Genomic DNA, 19,479 nt, shown 5'->3' on the forward strand with positions numbered 1-19,479 from the left:
CTACCAGAAAAAGCAAATACCACATAGACTCCAAATCCCTCCACATAGGCAAAAGCTCTTGTTTTTGAAAATAAAATAGTGTTTAATAAAAGTGTACAGGAAGTGATCACAAGCTTGTATAACTGAAAAAGGGAGGGAAATTTATGAAAGTAGAACTACAGATTAATGAAACTTACAAGGAAGAAAAGCTGATTGTCCAAGCACCTCAGCCGACCGAAAAAGTCCAGAAAGTCATCGAGTTCGCGGAAAATCTTGACCAAAAAGAAACAATCAAAGGAAAAATCGAGGATCAGGTCTATCTAGTTAAGATTGGTAAGGTTCAACGCTTCTATATCGAGAATCGGAAGGTTCTAGCAGAAACCGCATCTCAGACCTACACCATTGATTTGCGTCTCTATCAAGTTCTTGAAATTCTGCCGACCACTTTTATCCAAATTTCCCAATCAGAAATCATCAATATCGACTCGATCTCTCATCTCAAGCTAACCCCCAACGGTCTGGTAGAAATCTTTCTAAAAAATGAAAGCTTCACCTACTCTTCACGCCGTTACCTAAAAACCATCAAGGAGAAATTAGAACTATGAAAAAACAAATCTTTCACGATGCAGCCGCTGGTGTTCTTATCGGCCTCATCCTCTCTATCATTTTTTCACTCATTTATGCACCAAGTACCTACGCCCCACTGAGTTCCGATTCTCTAATCGGCCAAGTGATGTTTCAACATCAGGTTCACGGTGCCCTGGTCTTGCTCTACTGCACACTTATCTGGGCAGCTATCGGTATTCTCTTCAATTTTGGCAACCGATTATTCAGACGTGACTGGAGCATGCTTCGTGCGACTCTTTCCCATTTCTTCCTCATGCTGGCTGGCTTTGTCCCACTGGCAACTCTGGCTGGTTGGTTCCCCTTCCACTGGACCTTCTATCTCCAGCTCATTCCAGAGTTTGCTATCGTCTACCTCATCATCTGGTCTATCCTCTATAAAAGAGAAGCTAAAAAGGTGGACCACATCAATCAACTCTTGACCCATAAAAAGTAATAGAGAAAAACCCACTCACAAAAATGTGAGTGGGCTCTTTTTATAACTTTTGTTTGAACTCGACTAATACATTCATAGCCTGCATTGGTGTCATATTGTACACATCCAGCTGAGCTAATTCGGCTAGGATAGGATGTTCTTCAGGCGTATCAAAGAGTGAAATCTGTTCCGTAACGGCACTTGTTTGCCTCATCGGAGCTGGACTTTCTTGCCCCTGACTCTCCAGTTGCGTTAAAATCTTATCCGCTCTTGCTAAAAGTTCTGCTGGTAAGCCAGCAATCTTAGCAACATGGATACCGTAGGATTTGTCAGCTGGTCCTGGTTCGATCTTGTGAAGGAAGGTGACTTGTCCATCCTGCTCCAAGGTTGCCACGTGAACATTGACCAAGTGTTCCAAGCTAGACTCCAGACTGGTCAACTCATGGTAGTGGGTCGCAAAGAGGGTTTTGGCTCCGATATGTTCATGAATATATTCGATGATGGACTGGGCAAGAGCCATCCCATCATAAGTCGCAGTTCCTCGACCTAACTCATCAAAGAGAATCAAGGAATTCTTGGTCGCATGCGAAATGGCATTGTTGGCCTCCATCATCTCCACCATGAAGGTTGATTGACCTGAAACCAAGTCATCTGCTGCTCCAATGCGGGTAAAGATAGCATCGAAAATAGGCAAATGGGCGCTCTCAGCCGGCACATAGGAACCCAGCTGGGCCATAACCGCTGTCATAGCTAACTGGCGCATGTAGGTAGACTTCCCGCTCATGTTGGGCCCTGTAATCAATTGAATGCTGGTATCTTCTGACATCTGAATACTGTTTGGAATATAGGTCTGAGCTCCCATAACCTTTTCAACGACAGCATGGCGCCCTTTCTGGATATCAATTTGGGAATCCTCTCCAAACTCCGGTCGAATCAAATGCTGGGTTTCAGCCACAACCGCCAGACTCTGCAAGACATCAACTGTCGCAATTCCTTGGGCTAAAGCCTGCAATCGCTGGATGTACTTGCTGACTTCCTCACGGATGCGCATAAAGATTTCGTACTCTAGGTTGGCTGACTTCTCACGCGCCTCCAGCATATCCCCCTCGATACGGGCCAATTCCTCAGTCCCAAAGCGTTCCGAGTTTTTCAGCGTTGCCTTGCGGAAAAAGTGGGCTGGCACATTCCCCAGTTGCGAATTGGTCACATGGAAGTAGTAGCCATCCTTTTTATTGTAGTCAATCTTGAGCGTGCTGATGCCAGAGTTTTCTCGCTCTTTTGCCTCAATTTCAGCAATCCAGCCAGTCCCTTCTCTGAGCACACGGCGGTATTTATCCAAGGTCTCATCAAATCCCGTACAGATAATGCCACCTTCCGTAATCACATGAGGAGCTTCAGGAGCAATGGCTGCGCTAATCAAACTCTCCAACTCAGGAATGGCATCCAATTGTGCGATGAGATAGGCCAAAGCAGGCTGCTCCATCCCTTCTAAAATCGCTCGAATCCGTGGTACACTGGATAGGGTGGTCGCCAATTGCAAGAGATCCTTGGGATTGGTCTTGCCAAAAGAAACCCGACTAGCCAAGCGTTCGATATCATAAACACCCCTGAGACTGTCCGTTAAATCACTGCGCTCAAAGAAGTGGTCAAGAAAGACCTGCACCACCTCTTGACGTTGGACGATTCGCTCCTTATCAATCAAAGGACGATGGATCCAAGAACGCAAGAGACGCATTCCCATAGCTGTTTTGGTTTCATCCAAAAGCCAGAAAAGACTGCCTTGCTTCTTGCCTGAACGGGCATTCTCAACCAAATCCAGACTAGCCTTGGTCGCATAGTCCATCTGTAAGAAATCTTTGATTTCATAGCGGATAACTGGTTTGAGATGGTTCAATTCCCGCATCTGAGTCCGATGAACATATTGGAGCAACTTACTAGCTGCCGCTTGCTCCACAGCTACCAATCGTGGATCCAGTAAATGAATATCCTCAAAGCCTTCCTTCTCATAAGAAAGTACCAGATTCATCTGACGACCGAGGATTTGTTCTTCTTCCTCAGACAAGTCATAACCCAGCACCACTTCTAGAGCCTTGAGGTTACGGATTTCCCCACAAACGAGGGTAAAGTCCAATAAACCTGTCACATAAAAATCACCTGTCACTAGATCCATATAAGCTAGGCCAAATTGATTGCCATCACGATCTATGGCAACCAAGAAATTGTTCTGACTATCAGGCTTACTGCTATCGACTACTGTACCAGGTGTGATGACCTGGACCACCTCTCGCTTGACAACCCCAACTGCTTGTTTAGGATCTTCCATCTGTTCTGCAATGGCTACCTTATAGCCCTGCTCGATCAAAACATCAATATACTGCTGGGCAGAATGATAGGGGACACCCGCCATGGGTATCGGATTTTCTGCATTTTTATTACGACTGGTCAGTGAAATCTCTAAAATCTGCGCCGCATTGACCGCATCTTCATAAAACAATTCATAAAAATCACCCATTCGAAAGAGCAAAAAAGCATCTGGATATTGCTTTTTAATATCCACATACTGTTGCATGCCAGGTGATAGCTTTTCTGTCGTCATTTTACGTCTCTCCTTGCCAAAAATAAGGTTTGAGAACAAGTCCCAAAACCCTATCTATCTCTCATCTCTCTCATCAAATCTAGCAAACGCTCTTCCATGAGCTTGGCAACATGCTGGTCTCGACAAATAACCAGTAAGGTATTGGCTCCCGCAACTGTTCCTAAAATCGCCTCGTCCTTATTTTCATCAACAATATTTGCTAAGACAGCTGCTTCTCCCAGCTTGGTATGAAGTACCAAAGTAAACTCTGCTCTCGCAACCCCTTCTAGATGATGCGACAAAAACTCTACCAAATCAATCTTTTCTGTTTCATTCGCTAGCACATAATACACCATACCATTTTTCTTAACCTTGATCAAGCCGATCTCGCGCAGGTCACGAGACAAGGTCGTTTGCGTCACAAAGACATTCCGAACTTCTAGGCGATCTTGGATATCCTTTTGTGTAGCTAGTTTTTCCTCAGTGATCATCTTTTTAATCAACTGGTGTCGTTCTTTTTTTCTCATATCAACCTCTTACATGAATATTTATAACCGATTTCGGGTTTATTTTTAGATATAATTATACCAAAAAAACTGAATAATTCAAAAAAATCTTTCTTCTTTCACTAAATTTATGATAAAATAGAATAAAAGTCCAAAAGGAGCCTACTTATGAGTACAAAAAAACTGATTGCTAGTGAATTGGCTAGCGTCATCGATAGCCTGGATCAAGAGGCTATTTTCAATTTACTAGAACAACCAAAAAACTCTGACATGGGAGATATCGCTTTTCCTGCTTTCTCACTTGCAAAAGTCGAACGCAAAGCCCCGCAAATGATTGCTGCTGAAATCGCTGAAAAAATCAACAGCCAAGCCTTTGAAAAAGTTGTTGCAACTGGCCCTTACGTCAACTTCTTCCTTGATAAAGCTGCCATTTCTGGAGCAGTTATCAAAGAGATCATCGAAAAAGGATCTGACTACGCTCAACAAACGGAAGGCAAAGAGCAAAATATCACGATTGACCTATCAAGTCCAAACATCGCAAAACCTTTCTCAGTAGGTCACTTACGTTCAACTGTTATCGGAGATGCTCTTTCTAATATCTTTAAGAAAATGGGCTACAACACTATTAAAATCAACCACCTTGGGGACTGGGGTAAACAGTTTGGTCTTCTCATGGTTGCTTATAAAAAATGGGGAAGTAAGGAAGCCGTAGAAGCTAATCCAATTGACGAATTGTTAAAATTGTACGTTCGCATCAATGCTGAAATCGAAAATGACCCAGCTCTTGATGATGAAGGACGTCTCTGGTTTAAAAAATTGGAAGATGGCGATCCAGAAGCAACTCAACTTTGGCAATGGTTCCGTGACGAAAGTTTGGTTGAGTTCAACCGCATTTACAAACTGTTGAATGTTGAATTTGATAGCTTAAACGGGGAGGCCTTCTATAATGACAAGATGGACGAAGCCGTGCAAATCCTTGAAGAAAAAGGTTTGCTAGAGGAGTCACGCGGAGCTAGCATTGTCAACCTCGATGATGTTGAACTTCCACCCGCTATGATTAAGAAATCTGACGGTGCAACCCTCTACATCACACGTGACATTGCGACAGCTATCTACCGTGCACGTACTTACAATTTTGTTAAAAATGTCTACGCAGTTGGTCAAGAGCAGTCTAACCACTTTAAACAGTTAAAAGCCGTCTTGAAAAAAATGGGATTTGACTGGAGCGATGATATGATTCACGTAGACTTCGGTTTGGTAACCAAGAATCGTCAAAAGCTCTCTACTCGTAAAGGAAATATCATCCTGCTCGAACCTACCCTTCAGGAAGCTATCAGCCGTGCCAAAGCACAAATCGAAGCGAAAAATCCTGACCTCGAAAACAAGGATCAAATCGCCCAAGCTGTTGGGGTTGGAGCTGTCAAATTCTACGATCTGAAGACTGACCGTCGAAATGGTTATGACTTTGATTTGGAAGCAATGGTTTCCTTTGAAGGTGAGACTGGTCCATATATCCAATACGCTTACGCACGTATTCAGTCTCTACTTAGAAAAGCAGACTTCCAACCAAATGCTCAAGCAAGTTACAGTCTAAATGATGCTGAAAGCTGGGAAATTGTCAAACTTCTCCAAGACTTTGCCCGTGTCATCAAACGCGCATCTGTCAACTATGATCCATCGCTCATTGCCAAGTATGCAATCAGCTTGGCTCAGGCTTTCAACAAATACTATGCCCACACTCGTATCTTGGATGAAAGTCCAGAGCGTGACAGCCGTCTAGCCCTCAGCTACGCAACAGCTGTTGTTCTCAAAGAAGCCCTTCGTTTGCTTGGAGTAGAAGCACCAGAGAAGATGTGATTCAGTACTAACAATTGGAACTAAAGTTCCTAATTGTTAGACACTAGCCGCTTTTATGCGGACTAGCTAACTGCTTCACTAGTACTGTAATAGAAATAATATCGATTTCTATTACAGTACGTCGTAACTATATGGCGAATTGCCTAAACGCTTCATTAATGCATCCCAACAAATTATAGCGATTGGTTTAGGCGCATGTCCTAATCACTCAAATAACTTAATCATAAAGCAATCTAAGTAACTAACGCCAAATCCTATACGGACTTTAGCTTGGCGCTTTACTAGTCTTCATTAAAAATTGGACGGACGTTTCGGTTAAAGGTCCAGACCGTCTGACTTAATCTATCAGATACCTGTTCTGTTCGTCTAGTGACTTAGTTGAAAAGCGAAAATTTCTTTCGCTTTTCTTATGCCTTCAATTTTTTATCAAATCAGGAGAGATTTTATGAGCCAGTACGCTTATATCTTAGTTCTTATCAGTCTTGTCGTTCTTTTTCTTATCAATAAATACGAAAAAGAAAAACTTCAACAACTCCTTCAGGAACAGCTTCTGAGGGACGAATCTTTCAAAACAGACATACGCGAAAGGATCCAAACAACGGAAAATATCAATGATGTCATAGCCTACATCAATAAAGGGTATCGTTTGGGACTCCTGCTTTCTAAGGAAATCACTGAGCAACTGAAATAAGGGAATCCGAGAAGCTTTCTTCTCGGATTTTTTACTCTCATCAATCCCATTTCCTTGTGATAATCATATCTTTCATATGATTTTTCTGAAATTTTCTAAATTTTTCAAAAATTCTCTTGCATTTTTCATAAGTTTCTTGTAGAATAGTAGCTACCTATTCAGATTATTCTGAAAATTCAAAAACAGGAGGTTTTTATGTCACAAGTTACTTCATCACACCAATCTACCTGGACAAGCAAGCTGAAAGCAATGGGACCCGGGATCCTAATGGCTTCCGCTGCAGTCGGAGGTTCTCACATCGTATCCTCCACTCAAGCTGGCGGTTCTTATGGATGGTCTCTGCTTCTCTTGGTCATCTTAGCCAATGTTTTTAAATATCCATTTTTCCGTTTTGGTGCTGAATACACAGCAGATACTGGAAAGACCTTGGTTGAAGGCTATGCAGAAAAAGGAAAACTCTATCTCTGGATTTTCTTTATTCTCAATGTCTTTTCTGCCTTGGTCAATACTGCCGGTGTTGCCATCCTTTGCTCAGCTATCATTGCTAGCGCCTTTCCAATGATTGGTCTTAGTATCACTCAATGGTCTCTTATCCTTGTTGCTGTCATTTGGGCCATGCTGCTCTTTGGTGGCTACAAACTATTGGATGGTATGGCAAAATGGATCATGTCCGCCTTGACTATTGCAACTGTTCTTGCCGTCATCATTGCTGCAGTTAAGCACCCGGAATACAGCTCGGATTTTATCGAGAAAACACCTTGGCAAATGGCGGCCCTCCCCTTTATCGTTTCTCTCCTAGGATGGATGCCTGCTCCTATTGAAATCTCAGCTATCAACTCACTTTGGTCGGCTGAAAAGAAAAAGACCGTCAACTTTAATACAGAGGATGCTCTTTTCGACTTTAACGTTGGTTACATTGGAACTGCTATCCTAGCTGTATTCTTTGTGGCACTAGGAGCACTCATTCAGTATCCTACAGGTCAAGCAGTTGAAGCTGCATCTGCCAAATACATCTCGCAATTTGTGGGCATGTACGCCTCTGTCCTTGGCGAATGGTCTCGATATTTGATTACCTTCATCGCTTTCCTCTGTATCTTTGGGACAGTGATTACTGTCATCGATGGCTATTCACGTGTCAATCAGGCATCCCTTCAACTCTTGGCAAATCAAAAAGAGGATAATCGTAAATCTTTGAACATCTGGATGACTATCACAGCTATCATCGGTATCGTCATCATCAAGTTCTTTGCCGGTCAAGTTTCAACCATGCTCCGCTTTGCCATGATTGGATCTTTTCTTACAACACCATTCTTTGCCCTTTTGAACTATGTCTTGGTCACAGGTGAAAATAAAAATCTTCCTTCTTGGTTGAAACTCCTCGCCATTGCAGGATTGATTTTCCTCTTTGGATTTGCCATCTTCTTTATCTATGCACTTGCCATCGGAAAAGCAGGCTAGTTCACAAAGCAGCACCCTCGTCTGGGTGCTTTTTCTGCATTCAAAAGGCAGTTGAGAAAACCTAACTGCCTACTTGAACGATTCTAACTTTCTGAGTCCAATCCATATAAGTCCGCGATAATCGCTGCGACCTTTTTAATATCTCCCAGCATTCCTCTCATTTCAAAGTCAGCCAATACAGGGAAACCAAAGCGCTGGCTGTACTGCTTGGCAGTCAGACAGTACTGATTATTAAAATTGCGATTACCAGAGCCCACTACACCAAAACACTTACTGGCATTGTCTCCATAGGCGATAAAATCACCCACTGGAGTCGTTAAAATTTCAACATCGCCGTTATCGACACCATTTCCACCTTCTAGATAAGTTGGTAAAAAGGCGACATAAGGATGATCCATCTCAAAGAATTCTTGACCTTCCTTGACTAGATCCTTGATATGGATCTTTTGGACCTCAATCCCTTCGTACTGAGACAGGAGATAGTCCTTGAGTCGAGTTACAAAACTCTCTGTATTCCCACTCAAACTGATATACACTAAGGATATTTTTTTCATTTTGACCTCGATTTTTATGTTTACGATATAAAAAGAACTAACAAGATTGTAACTTGATAGTTCCCTTTTGTCAACTCTTATGCGAGCTCTTCTGCTTCAACTTCCTCAGCCAAATCTTTTTGTTGACGCCACATCTTGTAAAAGACAATGGCAAGGAAGACGACATTGATAACAACAAATAAAATCGTTGTTCCCTTTCCAAGGACTTCTGTTCCTAGTCGCAAAGTTTCATCACGGATGGCTTGTACAGCATCTTGCATACCCATATAAGTATAAATCGAACCAACAATGGCAAGCAAAACATAAGCAATGTAGGCATAATTTGCATATTGCAAATGATTACGAACCAAGAGTACAATACCTGCGACTACTAAAATCGCAGATAAAATAATCAAAACGATGTTAACAGTCGAATGCGATAATTCAGCTGTCTTATGTAGATAATTAATCGTATCCTCCAGCTGCTGAGCGCTAATACCTTGTACTTGTGCTTGACTGGCACCTAGTGCTTCTTTACTAGGTACTGGACTTAGTATTCCAAACAAAGACATAGCTGAAATCAATGCTGATAGGACTAATAAAACCCAAAGATAAATAGGTTTCTTTTTCATAATTTTTCCTCCTTAAGGTATTTTGGACATTATAGCATTTTTTGCACGTAAATACAAGTTTTACAGGGAACTTTCGACTTGTTTGCGATAAGCTTTTGGTGATTTTCCGCACAATTTACGGAAAACCTTGTAGAAATATCCAACATTGCTGTAACCAACAGCATAGCAAACATCTTCAATACTATCATTGGTTGAAAGCAAGAGCTGTTGCGCTGCCTTAATCCGCTGTTTGTTGAGCAATTCTGCGAAGGTTGAGTTGGTTTCTCGCTTGATTAACTGACCGAGGTAGACAGGATTGATAAAGAGATCCTTGCTGATATCCTTAAGCGAGAGCTCTTTCTGATAATCACGCCCGATGACTTCAAGAACACTCACCACATTTTCATTCATGCGGTACTGGCCAAAAAACTTAGTCAAGGTTTCTTTGATGTAGGCAACCAATTCTTTAAAGGAGTTAATAGCATGGATGGCTTTGACAATCTCGGTCATATCATCCGCTTTTAGATGCTCAAACAAGTGGAAGACATCCATGACAAACTGAGTAAAGAGTTGTTTGGTGATGGCCACGCGCGGTGTGTTCTCTAAGACAACCTTCTCCAGTAGGGTCAATTCTTCGATGATTTGATTGATATTTCCTTGGATAATCACGCGATAAATCGGTTCATAATAAGCAAATAAACTCTCGGATTTTTCTAGATTAACTGAACCGTAGAAGAGAGCTTTTTCTGCATTGATCTTCCATTTTTCAAAGGCTTGTTGGTAGGGCGCTACAAAAGGCGTTACTACGATTCCATCTAGTGGTTGATCAGAGATAAAAATCTGCCAGTCTTGACCTAAAACATAGTAAGGAATAGTGAAAGATCCTTGTTTTTCCTTTGAAAGGCCTATCCACCAGCTGTCTTTACCCGCTAAGAAGTTGATAAAGCCCTCTTCATCCAATTCTTGGCTGAGAGTTTGGCTTTGCTCCACCTTTTCCTGAAGCTGTCTCGCAATTTTTTCTAATAGATGACTCAACTCCACCTTATCCACTGGCTTCACTAGATAATCCACGACACTTAGGTTCATTGCTTTCTTGACATAGTCAAACTCCTGATAGCCAGACAGCAAGATATAATAGGTATCTGGAAGCAGCTCCTTCATCTCCTTGATCATCTCCAGTCCTGTCTTATCTGGCATGTTGACATCAGAAATGACCACATCTACTGGATTTTCCTTGACATAGTCTAAAGCATCATCAGCATGATTGGCTGTTGCGACGACTTTCATATCCCATTTTTCAAAAGGAATCAAGCGCTTGAGTCCCTCTGTCACCATGTACTCGTCGTCTACTAATAAAACTTTATACATTTCTACCCTTTCTATTCATCCTGGATAGTGATTCGATAGCGAACACCTTCTTGCTCAGCTGACTCTACACTGATTTGGTAGCGATCCCCAAAATAGAGGACAAAGCGTTCGTGTACATTCACTATTCCGATTGACTGCCGCTCACCGATGTAGCTTGCTTCGTGCTCAAAACTTCTCTGAGTTAGTTTTTCTTGCAAGCTAGCTAGTTTCTCAGCAGTCATCCCGCGACCATTGTCTACCACTAGGATTTCAACAAAACCTTGGCCCTTCAAAACCTTGATGCTGATTACATTGTCTGTTCGGCGGTGGTCAATACCGTGGGCAAAGTAGTTTTCGACCAATGGTTGAAGCGTAAACTTGGGAATCTTCATATTTTCTAATTCTGGCGCGATCTTAAAGCCATAGGCAACTGACTTTGGATAACGCACCATACAGAGATAGCTGTATTTGCGACAAAATTCTAATTCTTGTTTCAGCGTCGTTTCCCGCTCGTCGGAGATATTATTGCGTAGTAAACTGCTAAATTCATAGATAATATCCGCCAGTTCATCTTGGCTTTCCATGACGGCATACATGCGCAGAAACTCTAAGGTATTGTACATAAAGTGAGGATTGATTTGAGCTTGCAGTGCTCGCATATTGGCATCTTTTTGACTGAGCTCTAGCTGGTAAATATCGTGGATATTCTTTTCCAGTCGATCCAACATATCATTGGTGGTTTCTGCGATGAGGAGCAATTCCTGATCTTTTTCAGAAGTATCGATGCGAAGTCCCTCTTCTCCTTGAGCAATCACCTCGATAGAATCTACTAAATCTACGACCTGCCTTTGGTAATTGGAGAAGGTCTGCCTCAAGGTCACATATAAAATAATAATAAAGAGAACACTCAAACCAACAATGACAGCAGAACTGGTCAAAGTGCCCTTAAGAACAAAATCCTTAGGAACTGCTGATTGGACTTGATAGCCATGTGATGTCAAACCAACAATCCAATTTTCCCGTTCAGCTACTACATTTTCCCCTATATGAAACAATTCAGTATCAAAAGGGGAGGTGATCGTCACGGCCACAGGAATCAGACCGCGAGTATTATCAATTGCTTGGTAAAGTACATCCTGCGATAAAGAAATGTAGATAACACCTAGAGACTGATCGGAGTTAGGATCAAGTACTGGTATGGCAAAACTATTGGCTGCTGGTTTGAAATCCTCAGCAAGAATTTTCTCTCCGCTACGTTTCTCTCTAGTAGAAACGTAGACTTCCTTGTAGTCTTGCAAAACAATTGCAACACCTGTCACAAAGTCATTTCTTACATACAAATCATCAATGTTTTCATACAAGGATACTGAGACATAGGGAGACGCTTTACGTTGCAACAGCCAGTAAAAATAATCCGATGTACTCAGACTAAAATACTTGTAAATCCCTTCAATCCGTGCTCGATTTTCAACCAGTTCCTGCGCTAGCTGAGTCGACTCTCTATGGTAATATTCAATCTCACTCACTGTCCGAGTCGTCACACGTTGAGCTACTCGTTGAGCTTCTTTTTCACGAGAACTCCAGTCAGCATAGGAGAGCATGACCGCAAAGCTTGCAATGATGGCAATCATCACCAAGGTATAGATGCGCAAGAGCGAGTGGAGCCAGAACGGCTTCATTTTATTTTGTCGCCAATTTTTCATGGATACTTTCATATACGGGTTCCAACATATCACTGATAAAGAAATGCCACACACCAATTCCTACAAAAAAGAGGAGGGCAGGCATATAGTAACCAATTCCTACAAGCATGACCGTACCAAATAAAACCTTGGCAATTGCCGGTAAATTCATAAAAATCCCGATAAGAGCGAGTTTTACAGTATTTCGATAAGAGAGCTCATAGTGAACTTGGAGTTTCAATGAAACGGTATAAGCCAAAAAAACAAAGGCAACAACAAGGATATTGAGAAAGGTTGCCAAGAGATGGAAGATAGTCTGATGGGGCAATTGAACCAAAAGGTACAAACCATAGACTAAGACTAGATCCACAAGTACAAAACTGTAGAAAGCGAGGTTACTCTTGACAAAATTACTCTTATACAATTCCCAAGCTTCTTTCAAACTATAAGCCCGATAAGTATAACCGTTCTCTGCATATAAACTCATAAGAGTTGCACTAGCTGGTGCCAAACCAAAGACTACACCTCCTGCTAGTGTTAATAACCAGAAAAAAGCCGTCGCAATCATTCCCAAAAAGATACGATTAAAGACGAATTCTAGAAATTTTCCCATGCTACTCTCCTTAAACTAACGATGTAACTATTATATCATATTTCAAGCGTTTTCAAAAATATAGAACTCCCATTTACAATCCTCAAAAAGCGTGATACAATTGATTTTGACAGTTTTATATAAGGAGATTCTCATGAAGAAAAATATCTTAACTACCCTCTTAGCCGTCGTTCTCTACTTCCTCTGTCTAGGAATCGGAGTATTACTTGGACACTTGGTAGACTCAACGGGCAATATGTTCTATGCGCCTGCCTTTTCTGCCCTTGTCGGGGGTAGCGTCTACATGCTTCTTTTAGCAAAGGTTCCTCGTTTTGGAGCGATTACCACTCTCGGACTCTTTATGGCTCTCTTTTTTCTAGCTAGTAAACACGGCGCTGGCGCTTTTCTACCAGGACTCGCCTGTGGTCTTGCAGCGGATGCTATCGCTCGCCTCGGCAACTATAAAGATCGAATCAAAAACACCCTCTCCTTCCTCGTCTTTGCTTTTAGCACAAGTGGTCCTATCTTCCTCATGTGGATCAGTCCCAAAGCTTATGAAGCAACTCTACTCGCTCGTGGAAAATCCCAAGAATACATTGACCGTATCATGGTCGCTCCAGAGCTAGACAAAATTTTTCTTTTTGTCGCAAGCATCCTTCTAGGTGCCTTGATTGGGGCTTTGCTTGGGCAGTTTCTAAGTCAAAAAATAGCCGATAAAATGTAACGTAAAAGCCCTGAAGACTAGTAATACCTAGCTCCAGGGCCTTTTTGTATACAATCTTAAAATTCACTATAGATAAATTCTTGGATGTTCGAAAAATCGGTCACAAAACAATAAATCACGATACTTAAGATAACTGTATAGAAAAATAGTGTCCACAAGATTAAACGCTGTGTGTTAGTTAGCTTGGTTTGCAAATTTGTAAAGTTCTTTTTCAACTTCCATCCATCCTTTCACTCCAACGTGCATCACGTCAAATAAAAAGTAATCATCATACTCTCTGTTTCCATAGTTTAATACGGTTGCACCATGGCTTTTTGCGACATCTTCTATTTTTTTATAAGTTTTTTCCCGCATCTCTCTTGAGACACCTGTGTAGTCGTTCCATTTCCCGTTTACTGGGAAAATAATGACCTCAACTTCAATGCCCAATTCTTTAGCAACTGTCAAGAAGAGTTCCATATCTGAATATTCTGGTGACTCCAGGTAGCTCAAATCTTTGTTAGAATCTTTCAGCGATGCATAGCGATCTTTCAAGTAAGTATTGTAGTAGTTATTATCCACCGCATAGTCATTGTTGTCTGTTTTCTTTTTGACCTCTTCTACAAACTGATTCGTCATTTTCTCCCAATCATAGTCTGGGGTTTTATCTCCAAGCGAAGGATAATCTGATTTAGCATGTTTTTGATAAAAAGTCTGTTTGAGCTTAAAGGAATACATCGCATTCTCAAACTCTAATAGTTTTTTATCAACAATGATTCCTTTTCCATCTATGAAATAACTTTTATATTTTCTGTAGATGTCATTTTGTTGCTTGTTCCCTTTGGTAATCTCAATAATGCGATTGATTATTTTTTCTTTCGTTTCTTTGCTAATCTTGTCATTATCTAGCATGTGGAAAATATGTTCCTGAGAAGCCTTGTTCAAAAAGGCATCTTGATGGGTCCCATCTTTTTCAAACCACTGAACAGACTCTACTATAGCTACTTTTCGCTTAGTCATAGCTCCTTCAATAGAACCCAAGGTCGTAGCCTGAATGATGTTTTGAGAATAACTGGTCCCAATCTGCATGATATTAAAATCGTTGTAGTTAAAAATCTTATTTGGATGATAGTCTTCATTTATCGTCGCGACCAACTCTGAAGAACCCATTAGAACCAGTGTGTTGGGAGTGATATTGCTTGTTAAAATATCTCTACTTTTATACTTTTCATACGAGGTGCTATAACGAATACTGTTATCCTTGACTTTATAATAATCATCAATCTTCTTGACATACGTCACATTTAAAAGGGCAAGCGTCGCAATTACGAGCACAAGCGATAGTAAAAATGCTTTTAATTTAATCATCTCGTTTTATCCTATCCCTTCGATCTGTCCGATTTCTTTTCAATCTCTTATCTCTTTAAAATCGTAAGCAAGATTTTATAGGGTTCACCTGAAAAGATAAAGAAACCAATCATAACCAAATTCATGGTCACAAACCAACTTAGTAGCTTATACCATTTTTGGTTTTTATTTTTCTTATAAAAATTGCTTTTCTTTTGATACACTTCAAATCCAGCCATCAAGACACCATGGTAAAAACCATAGACAATGTAACTAGCACTAAGACCATGCCAAAAACCCATGACCAACATATTGACCATATAGGCATAGGTTGCATTGTGTAGTCTATTTTTAAACCATTTTTTCCTGATAACCTGCATCAATACTCTTGAAAACACAAAATCTCTCAACCAGGTCGACAAGGTGATATGCCATCTGGTCCAGAAATCCTTGATATCGACACTCAAGAAAGGTTTGTTAAAGTTCATTGGTGTCTGAATACCTAGAATATTACTACTTCCAACGGCCATTAGACTATAGCCCGCAAAGTCGAAGAACAGATACAAGGTATAGAGGTACATATACTTGATTGAGTAAACGACTGTGCCAGTATTATTTAGAGTGAGTAACATCTGGTAAACATAGGTTGATAAAACAACCTTGTAAAGAAGGCCTAGAACGATACGATATACACCGTCCCCTGCTAACTCCAGATACTCTTTTCGGGGCATGACCTCGTTTATCTCTTTTAAAAATCTCCTACTCCGATCAATCGGACCAGCACTAACTGTTGGGAAAAAGAGTAAAAACTGTAAGTAATCTTTTACACTGACTTTTTCTTTTATCAAGCCATCCGATATTTCTAGCATGATCTGAATGGTCTTAAAGGACATGTAAGAAATTCCAATAAAGGCCAACAAATGCAGAGAAGTCAAGGCAAAGACCTTATTGATTACTAAAGGAAGAATGGAAAGGAAAACCAGTGGTTTCAGCCTCTTTGCTTCTATCCTCTGTGCTAGAAAAACCAGAAAATATTGATAAACGACAAAGGCAAGCAAATAGACAATCATTGCTCGACTCTTACCATAGATAGCTCCTACAAATAAGAGGGAGAGCGTCAAAATATAGTAGTCCTTACGTTTTTCAAAAAAGTTTACCACAAAACCAATCAGTAAAACTACAAACAAGAGAAGGAAAAACTCATTCCCCTCAAAATAATTCATATCAACCGAACTCCTTTTTCATTTTCTCATCTCGCTTCAAGGTTTATCTTTCTAGTTTTTTCCTATCCTATCACCAGAGAGAGTTAGCTTTATCTATTATACCATAATTTAAAAACTTTAAATGCCCCTGTTGGCAGCTTCCTAGAACAAAAAAGAGCCCTTCGGCTCTTTTTATTTATGACTTAATTTCTTGGTCAAGAAATCTCCCAAGAACTGGATCGTAAAGATAATCAAGATGATAATGATGGTTGCTAAAACTGTCACATCGTGATTGAAACGGTTAAATCCATAAGCGATGGCTACGTTACCGATACCACCAGCACCAACTGCTCCCGCCATAGCTGTTTCACCAACAAGTGAAATCAAGGTCACAGTCGTCACACGAATCAAATCTGGAAGACCTTCTGATAGATAAACACCAACGATATCCCAGAAAGTCGCACCACTAGCCTGTGCCGCCTCAATGACACCACCATCTAGCTCAGCCAAGACAACCTGCACCTGACGAGCAAAGAAGGCAAAGACTGCAAAAGAAAGTGGCACAAGGGCTGCATTTGGCCCGATACTAGTCTTGACAATCAAGTGAGAGAGTGGAGACAAGATAGCCAAAAGGATGATAAAGGGAACCGCACGGAAAATAGAGGTAATCTTGTCTAAAATCCAAAAGATAACCTTATTTTCCAAGACACCGCCTGGCGCTGTCAAGACGAGGAAAAGACCTGCCACCAGCCCCAAGAACCCTCCGATGATGAAGGAAAGAACTGTCATATAAAGAGTTAGGTAGATGGCTGTTCCCCAGCCAGCCTGACCAGCCCAGCCCATCTTGTAGACATTTGGTAAATAGGTTTGAATCAATGATTCCATCTTACTGTCCTCCCTTCAATACTTTTAACTGCACACCAGCCTGACGGATGGCTTCTTGGGCACCTGCTAGTGCTGCTTTTTCTCCTGACAAGACCACAACCAATTCTCCAACAGGAGTGCCGTCGAGAATTTCGATATTTCCATAGAGGATATTAGCCGTTACTTGGTAATGTTTGTACAATTCATTCAAAAGTGGCTCATCTGTCGAAGCCCCTGCATACTTGAGCTGCACTAAGATACTGTTCTCAGATAAGTGCTCTACGATTTCTTGCTTCTCAATCTTAACCATGGCTTCATCAATACCTGTGGCAGTTGAGATAAAGTCCTGAGTCAAAGGTTGTTTAGGATCTGAGAAGATTTCAAGGACACTACCTTCTTCAATCAAACGGCCATCCTGCATAACTGCCACACGGTTAGCAATGTCTTTAACAATCTGCATTTCGTGTGTAATCAGGACAACGGTCAAGCCTAATTTTTGGTTCAAATCTTGCAACAAGGCCAAAATCTGCTTGGTTGTCTTAGGGTCAAGGGCAGAAGTTGACTCATCTGAAATCAAGATTTTTGGATCATTTGCCAAGGCACGCGCAATGGCTACACGCTGTTTTTGCCCTCCTGATAGTTGTGAAGGGTAGTTTTCGGCACGATCCGCCAAGCCAACCAAGTCCAACAACTTAGCCACTTTAGCTTTCTTTTCTTCCTTGCTGAGCCCAGAGTGTTTGAGGGCAAAGGCTACATTTTCCTCTGCTGTCTTTTGACTCATCAGGTTAAAATGCTGGAAAATCATCCCAATGTCTTGACGCTTACGACGCAACTGCTCTGCAGTCAAGGTCACCTTGCCGTCAAAAATCACATCGTTATCAATGGTAATTTTCCCAGCAGATGGCTTTTGCAAGAGGTTAATCACCCGTACAAGGGTTGATTTCCCTGCTCCAGAATATCCTACGATTCCGTAGATATCCCCTTCTTGGATGTGAATGGTCACATCCTTGACCGCTGTGATGGTTCTCTTCTTTTGGTGAAAGGTCACATCGATCTGATCTAACTTGATAATATCTCTACTCATAGCTTCTAATCAGCTCCTCTACTAATTCAATATGGGTGTAGTAATCGGCGATTCGCACGTTTTCATCTCCACCGTGGTCTCGGCTATTGGCATTTCCTAGACCGAAGGCCACCATTGGTACCTCTAGGGCATCAAAGACCGTATGCATAGGCCCTGTCCCCGCTGTTGTCGGTAAGACTGAAACGCCCTGTGGATAGAATTTCTTGGCCAACTCAATCACATTGAGAATGGCTGGCGCACTCATATCGCTTCGATAGCTCATCTCTCCCAAGGTATAGTATAATTCTACCTTATCAAAGCCATTTTTGTCTAGCTGTTTCCGAATTTTTTCCAGAACATCATGCGGTTCTAGACCAGGAACCAAACGAACCTCTAGCTTAGCACTGGCTTCTGCAGGCAAAATCGTTTTGACCCCTTGCCCTTGATAGCCTGACTGGATTCCTTCTATATTGAGTGCAGGTTCAAAAAAGAATCGTTTGAGAAAGGCAGCACGCTCCTCTTGTAAGAGAGGCAATTCCAAGCTATAAATGCGACTGATTTCCTCAGGATTGCGTTGGGCGTAAGTATCCACCAAGGCTAGTTCTCGTTCATTTGGCTCTTGAACATCCTCGTACAAGCCTTCTACCAAGATACGGCCATCTGCTGCACGCAGGCTACTTAAGGCCTGGATGAGATACCATGGTGCTGACTCCACAACTCCACCATAACTCGAGTGGATATCCACATCAGCACTTTTTACCTTAGCATCAAATGTCACAATCCCTTTGTTTCCGCCAGAGATTTCCAGCTGCTCCAAGGCGTTCTTTGTACCTTGTTCCCAGACTAGCAAATCCGCCCCACGAAGTTTGTCTGCGTGTTTCTCTAAATACTTATCTAGATCCATGGAAGCAGACTCTTCTGCCCCTTCCATGATAAAGCTGATATTGACCGGCAGATCATCATGGTGTTGCATATATTTTCTCAGAGCACTCAAACGAGCCGTGATATGCCCCTTGTCGTCGTCAACACCACGCCCATACATAAAGCCATTTCGTACAGAAAGGGTAAAAGGATCCTCTGTCCACACCTGATCACCATCCGCTGGCACGGTGTCATAGTGGTTATAGAAGATCAAGGTCTTAGCATCTGGACGCGAACTCTTGAAATGCGCCATGACAAAGGGAGCCGTGTAGCTCTCATCAATCTCCACTTCAGCCCCTACGCTCTTGAAAATCTCACCCAGATAGTTTGCGACTTCCTTGAGCCCAACCTGCTGGGCAAAGACTGATTTCTTGGAAATCAAGGTACGCAAAACTTCAAAATAATGCTGGGTGACATGATCCTTTTCAAATTTTTCAATCTGTTCTTGTTCACTAGGAAAAACCATATTCTCTCTACCTTTCTATGAACGTATAGTCTTCTTTACAATC

At 41.6% G+C, this 19,479-nt stretch carries 18 protein-coding genes; 6 read left to right on the top strand and 12 right to left on the bottom strand.

Annotated features, from left to right (window positions below):
• Window positions 1-143: 143 nt before the first annotated feature.
• Complete coding sequence (locus tag D8801_RS03900; RefSeq protein WP_125847997.1) at window positions 144-584, top strand: LytTR family DNA-binding domain-containing protein; 441 nt, start codon at window positions 144-146, stop codon at window positions 582-584.
• Window positions 581-1,039, top strand: a complete 459-nt coding sequence (locus D8801_RS03905; RefSeq protein WP_125847999.1) for a DUF3021 domain-containing protein — start codon at window positions 581-583, stop codon at window positions 1,037-1,039. The genes D8801_RS03900 and D8801_RS03905 overlap by 4 nt, the downstream gene beginning before the upstream one ends.
• Window positions 1,040-1,079: 40 nt before the next feature.
• Here D8801_RS03905 and mutS read toward each other — a convergent pair whose 3' ends face one another.
• Both mutS and argR read right to left on the bottom strand, forming a co-directional pair.
• Window positions 1,080-3,614, bottom strand: a complete 2,535-nt coding sequence (mutS, locus tag D8801_RS03910) for a DNA mismatch repair protein MutS (protein ID WP_125848001.1) — start codon at window positions 3,612-3,614, stop codon at window positions 1,080-1,082.
• Between the two features lie 50 nt (window positions 3,615-3,664).
• The gene (gene argR / locus D8801_RS03915) at window positions 3,665-4,120 is read right to left on the bottom strand and encodes an arginine repressor (protein ID WP_125848003.1); all 456 of its coding nucleotides are present in this window, start codon (window positions 4,118-4,120) and stop codon (window positions 3,665-3,667) included.
• Between the two features lie 147 nt (window positions 4,121-4,267).
• Between argR and argS the strand changes: the two genes are divergently transcribed.
• From argS to D8801_RS03930, 3 genes are all read left to right on the top strand, one after another.
• Window positions 4,268-5,956, top strand: a complete 1,689-nt coding sequence (argS, locus tag D8801_RS03920; protein WP_125848004.1) for an arginine--tRNA ligase — start codon at window positions 4,268-4,270, stop codon at window positions 5,954-5,956.
• Between the two features lie 445 nt (window positions 5,957-6,401).
• Window positions 6,402-6,647 (top strand): MarR family transcriptional regulator, encoded by a 246-nt coding sequence (locus D8801_RS03925; RefSeq protein ID WP_125848006.1) that lies wholly within the window; start codon window positions 6,402-6,404, stop codon window positions 6,645-6,647.
• Window positions 6,648-6,842: 195 nt separating this feature from the next.
• Window positions 6,843-8,105 (top strand): NRAMP family divalent metal transporter, encoded by a 1,263-nt coding sequence (locus D8801_RS03930; protein WP_038804663.1) that lies wholly within the window; start codon window positions 6,843-6,845, stop codon window positions 8,103-8,105.
• 83 nt (window positions 8,106-8,188) lie between these two features.
• Here the strand turns inward: D8801_RS03930 and nrdI are convergent, their stop codons facing one another.
• The 5 genes from nrdI to D8801_RS03955 all read right to left on the bottom strand — a co-directional run bounded on the left by nrdI (window position 8,189) and on the right by D8801_RS03955 (window position 12,891).
• Window positions 8,189-8,659 (bottom strand): class Ib ribonucleoside-diphosphate reductase assembly flavoprotein NrdI, encoded by a 471-nt coding sequence (gene nrdI, locus D8801_RS03935; protein WP_000724238.1) that lies wholly within the window; start codon window positions 8,657-8,659, stop codon window positions 8,189-8,191.
• 77 nt (window positions 8,660-8,736) lie between these two features.
• The gene (locus D8801_RS03940) at window positions 8,737-9,270 is read right to left on the bottom strand and encodes an ABC transporter permease (protein ID WP_125848008.1); all 534 of its coding nucleotides are present in this window, start codon (window positions 9,268-9,270) and stop codon (window positions 8,737-8,739) included.
• A gap of 60 nt (window positions 9,271-9,330) precedes the next feature.
• Window positions 9,331-10,617 (bottom strand): response regulator transcription factor, encoded by a 1,287-nt coding sequence (locus D8801_RS03945; RefSeq protein ID WP_125848010.1) that lies wholly within the window; start codon window positions 10,615-10,617, stop codon window positions 9,331-9,333.
• 11 nt (window positions 10,618-10,628) lie between these two features.
• On the bottom strand, window positions 10,629-12,299 hold the full coding sequence (locus D8801_RS03950) for a sensor histidine kinase (RefSeq protein ID WP_125848012.1): 1,671 nt from the start codon (window positions 12,297-12,299) through the stop codon (window positions 10,629-10,631).
• Entirely contained in the window at window positions 12,277-12,891 is a 615-nt protein-coding gene (locus D8801_RS03955; RefSeq protein WP_125848014.1) for a YesL family protein, read from the bottom strand. Before D8801_RS03955 ends, D8801_RS03950 begins: the two co-directional genes overlap by 23 nt.
• A gap of 133 nt (window positions 12,892-13,024) precedes the next feature.
• Here D8801_RS03955 and D8801_RS03960 point away from each other — a divergent pair, with 133 nt between their 5' ends.
• On the top strand, window positions 13,025-13,594 hold the full coding sequence (locus D8801_RS03960) for an MptD family putative ECF transporter S component (RefSeq protein WP_125848016.1): 570 nt from the start codon (window positions 13,025-13,027) through the stop codon (window positions 13,592-13,594).
• Window positions 13,595-13,768: 174 nt separating this feature from the next.
• Here D8801_RS03960 and dltD read toward each other — a convergent pair whose 3' ends face one another.
• From dltD to D8801_RS03985, 5 genes are all read right to left on the bottom strand, one after another.
• Window positions 13,769-14,941, bottom strand: a complete 1,173-nt coding sequence (dltD, locus tag D8801_RS03965) for a D-alanyl-lipoteichoic acid biosynthesis protein DltD (RefSeq protein WP_125848018.1) — start codon at window positions 14,939-14,941, stop codon at window positions 13,769-13,771.
• A 47-nt stretch (window positions 14,942-14,988) separates the two neighbouring features.
• Window positions 14,989-16,143: a D-alanyl-lipoteichoic acid biosynthesis protein DltB gene (gene dltB, locus D8801_RS03970; RefSeq protein ID WP_125848020.1), complete on the bottom strand. Its 1,155-nt coding sequence runs from the start codon at window positions 16,141-16,143 to the stop codon at window positions 14,989-14,991.
• Between the two features lie 171 nt (window positions 16,144-16,314).
• Window positions 16,315-17,007, bottom strand: a complete 693-nt coding sequence (locus tag D8801_RS03975) for a methionine ABC transporter permease (protein ID WP_125848022.1) — start codon at window positions 17,005-17,007, stop codon at window positions 16,315-16,317.
• 1 nt (window position 17,008) lies between these two features.
• Window positions 17,009-18,070 (bottom strand): methionine ABC transporter ATP-binding protein, encoded by a 1,062-nt coding sequence (locus tag D8801_RS03980; protein WP_084852794.1) that lies wholly within the window; start codon window positions 18,068-18,070, stop codon window positions 17,009-17,011.
• Complete coding sequence (locus D8801_RS03985; protein WP_125848024.1) at window positions 18,063-19,436, bottom strand: M20 family metallopeptidase; 1,374 nt, start codon at window positions 19,434-19,436, stop codon at window positions 18,063-18,065. Before D8801_RS03985 ends, D8801_RS03980 begins: the two co-directional genes overlap by 8 nt.
• Between the last annotated feature and the right edge of the window lie 43 nt (window positions 19,437-19,479).

The organism is Streptococcus oralis (assembly GCF_003943415.1).
Classification (GTDB): Bacteria; Bacillota; Bacilli; order Lactobacillales; family Streptococcaceae; genus Streptococcus; species Streptococcus oralis_BJ.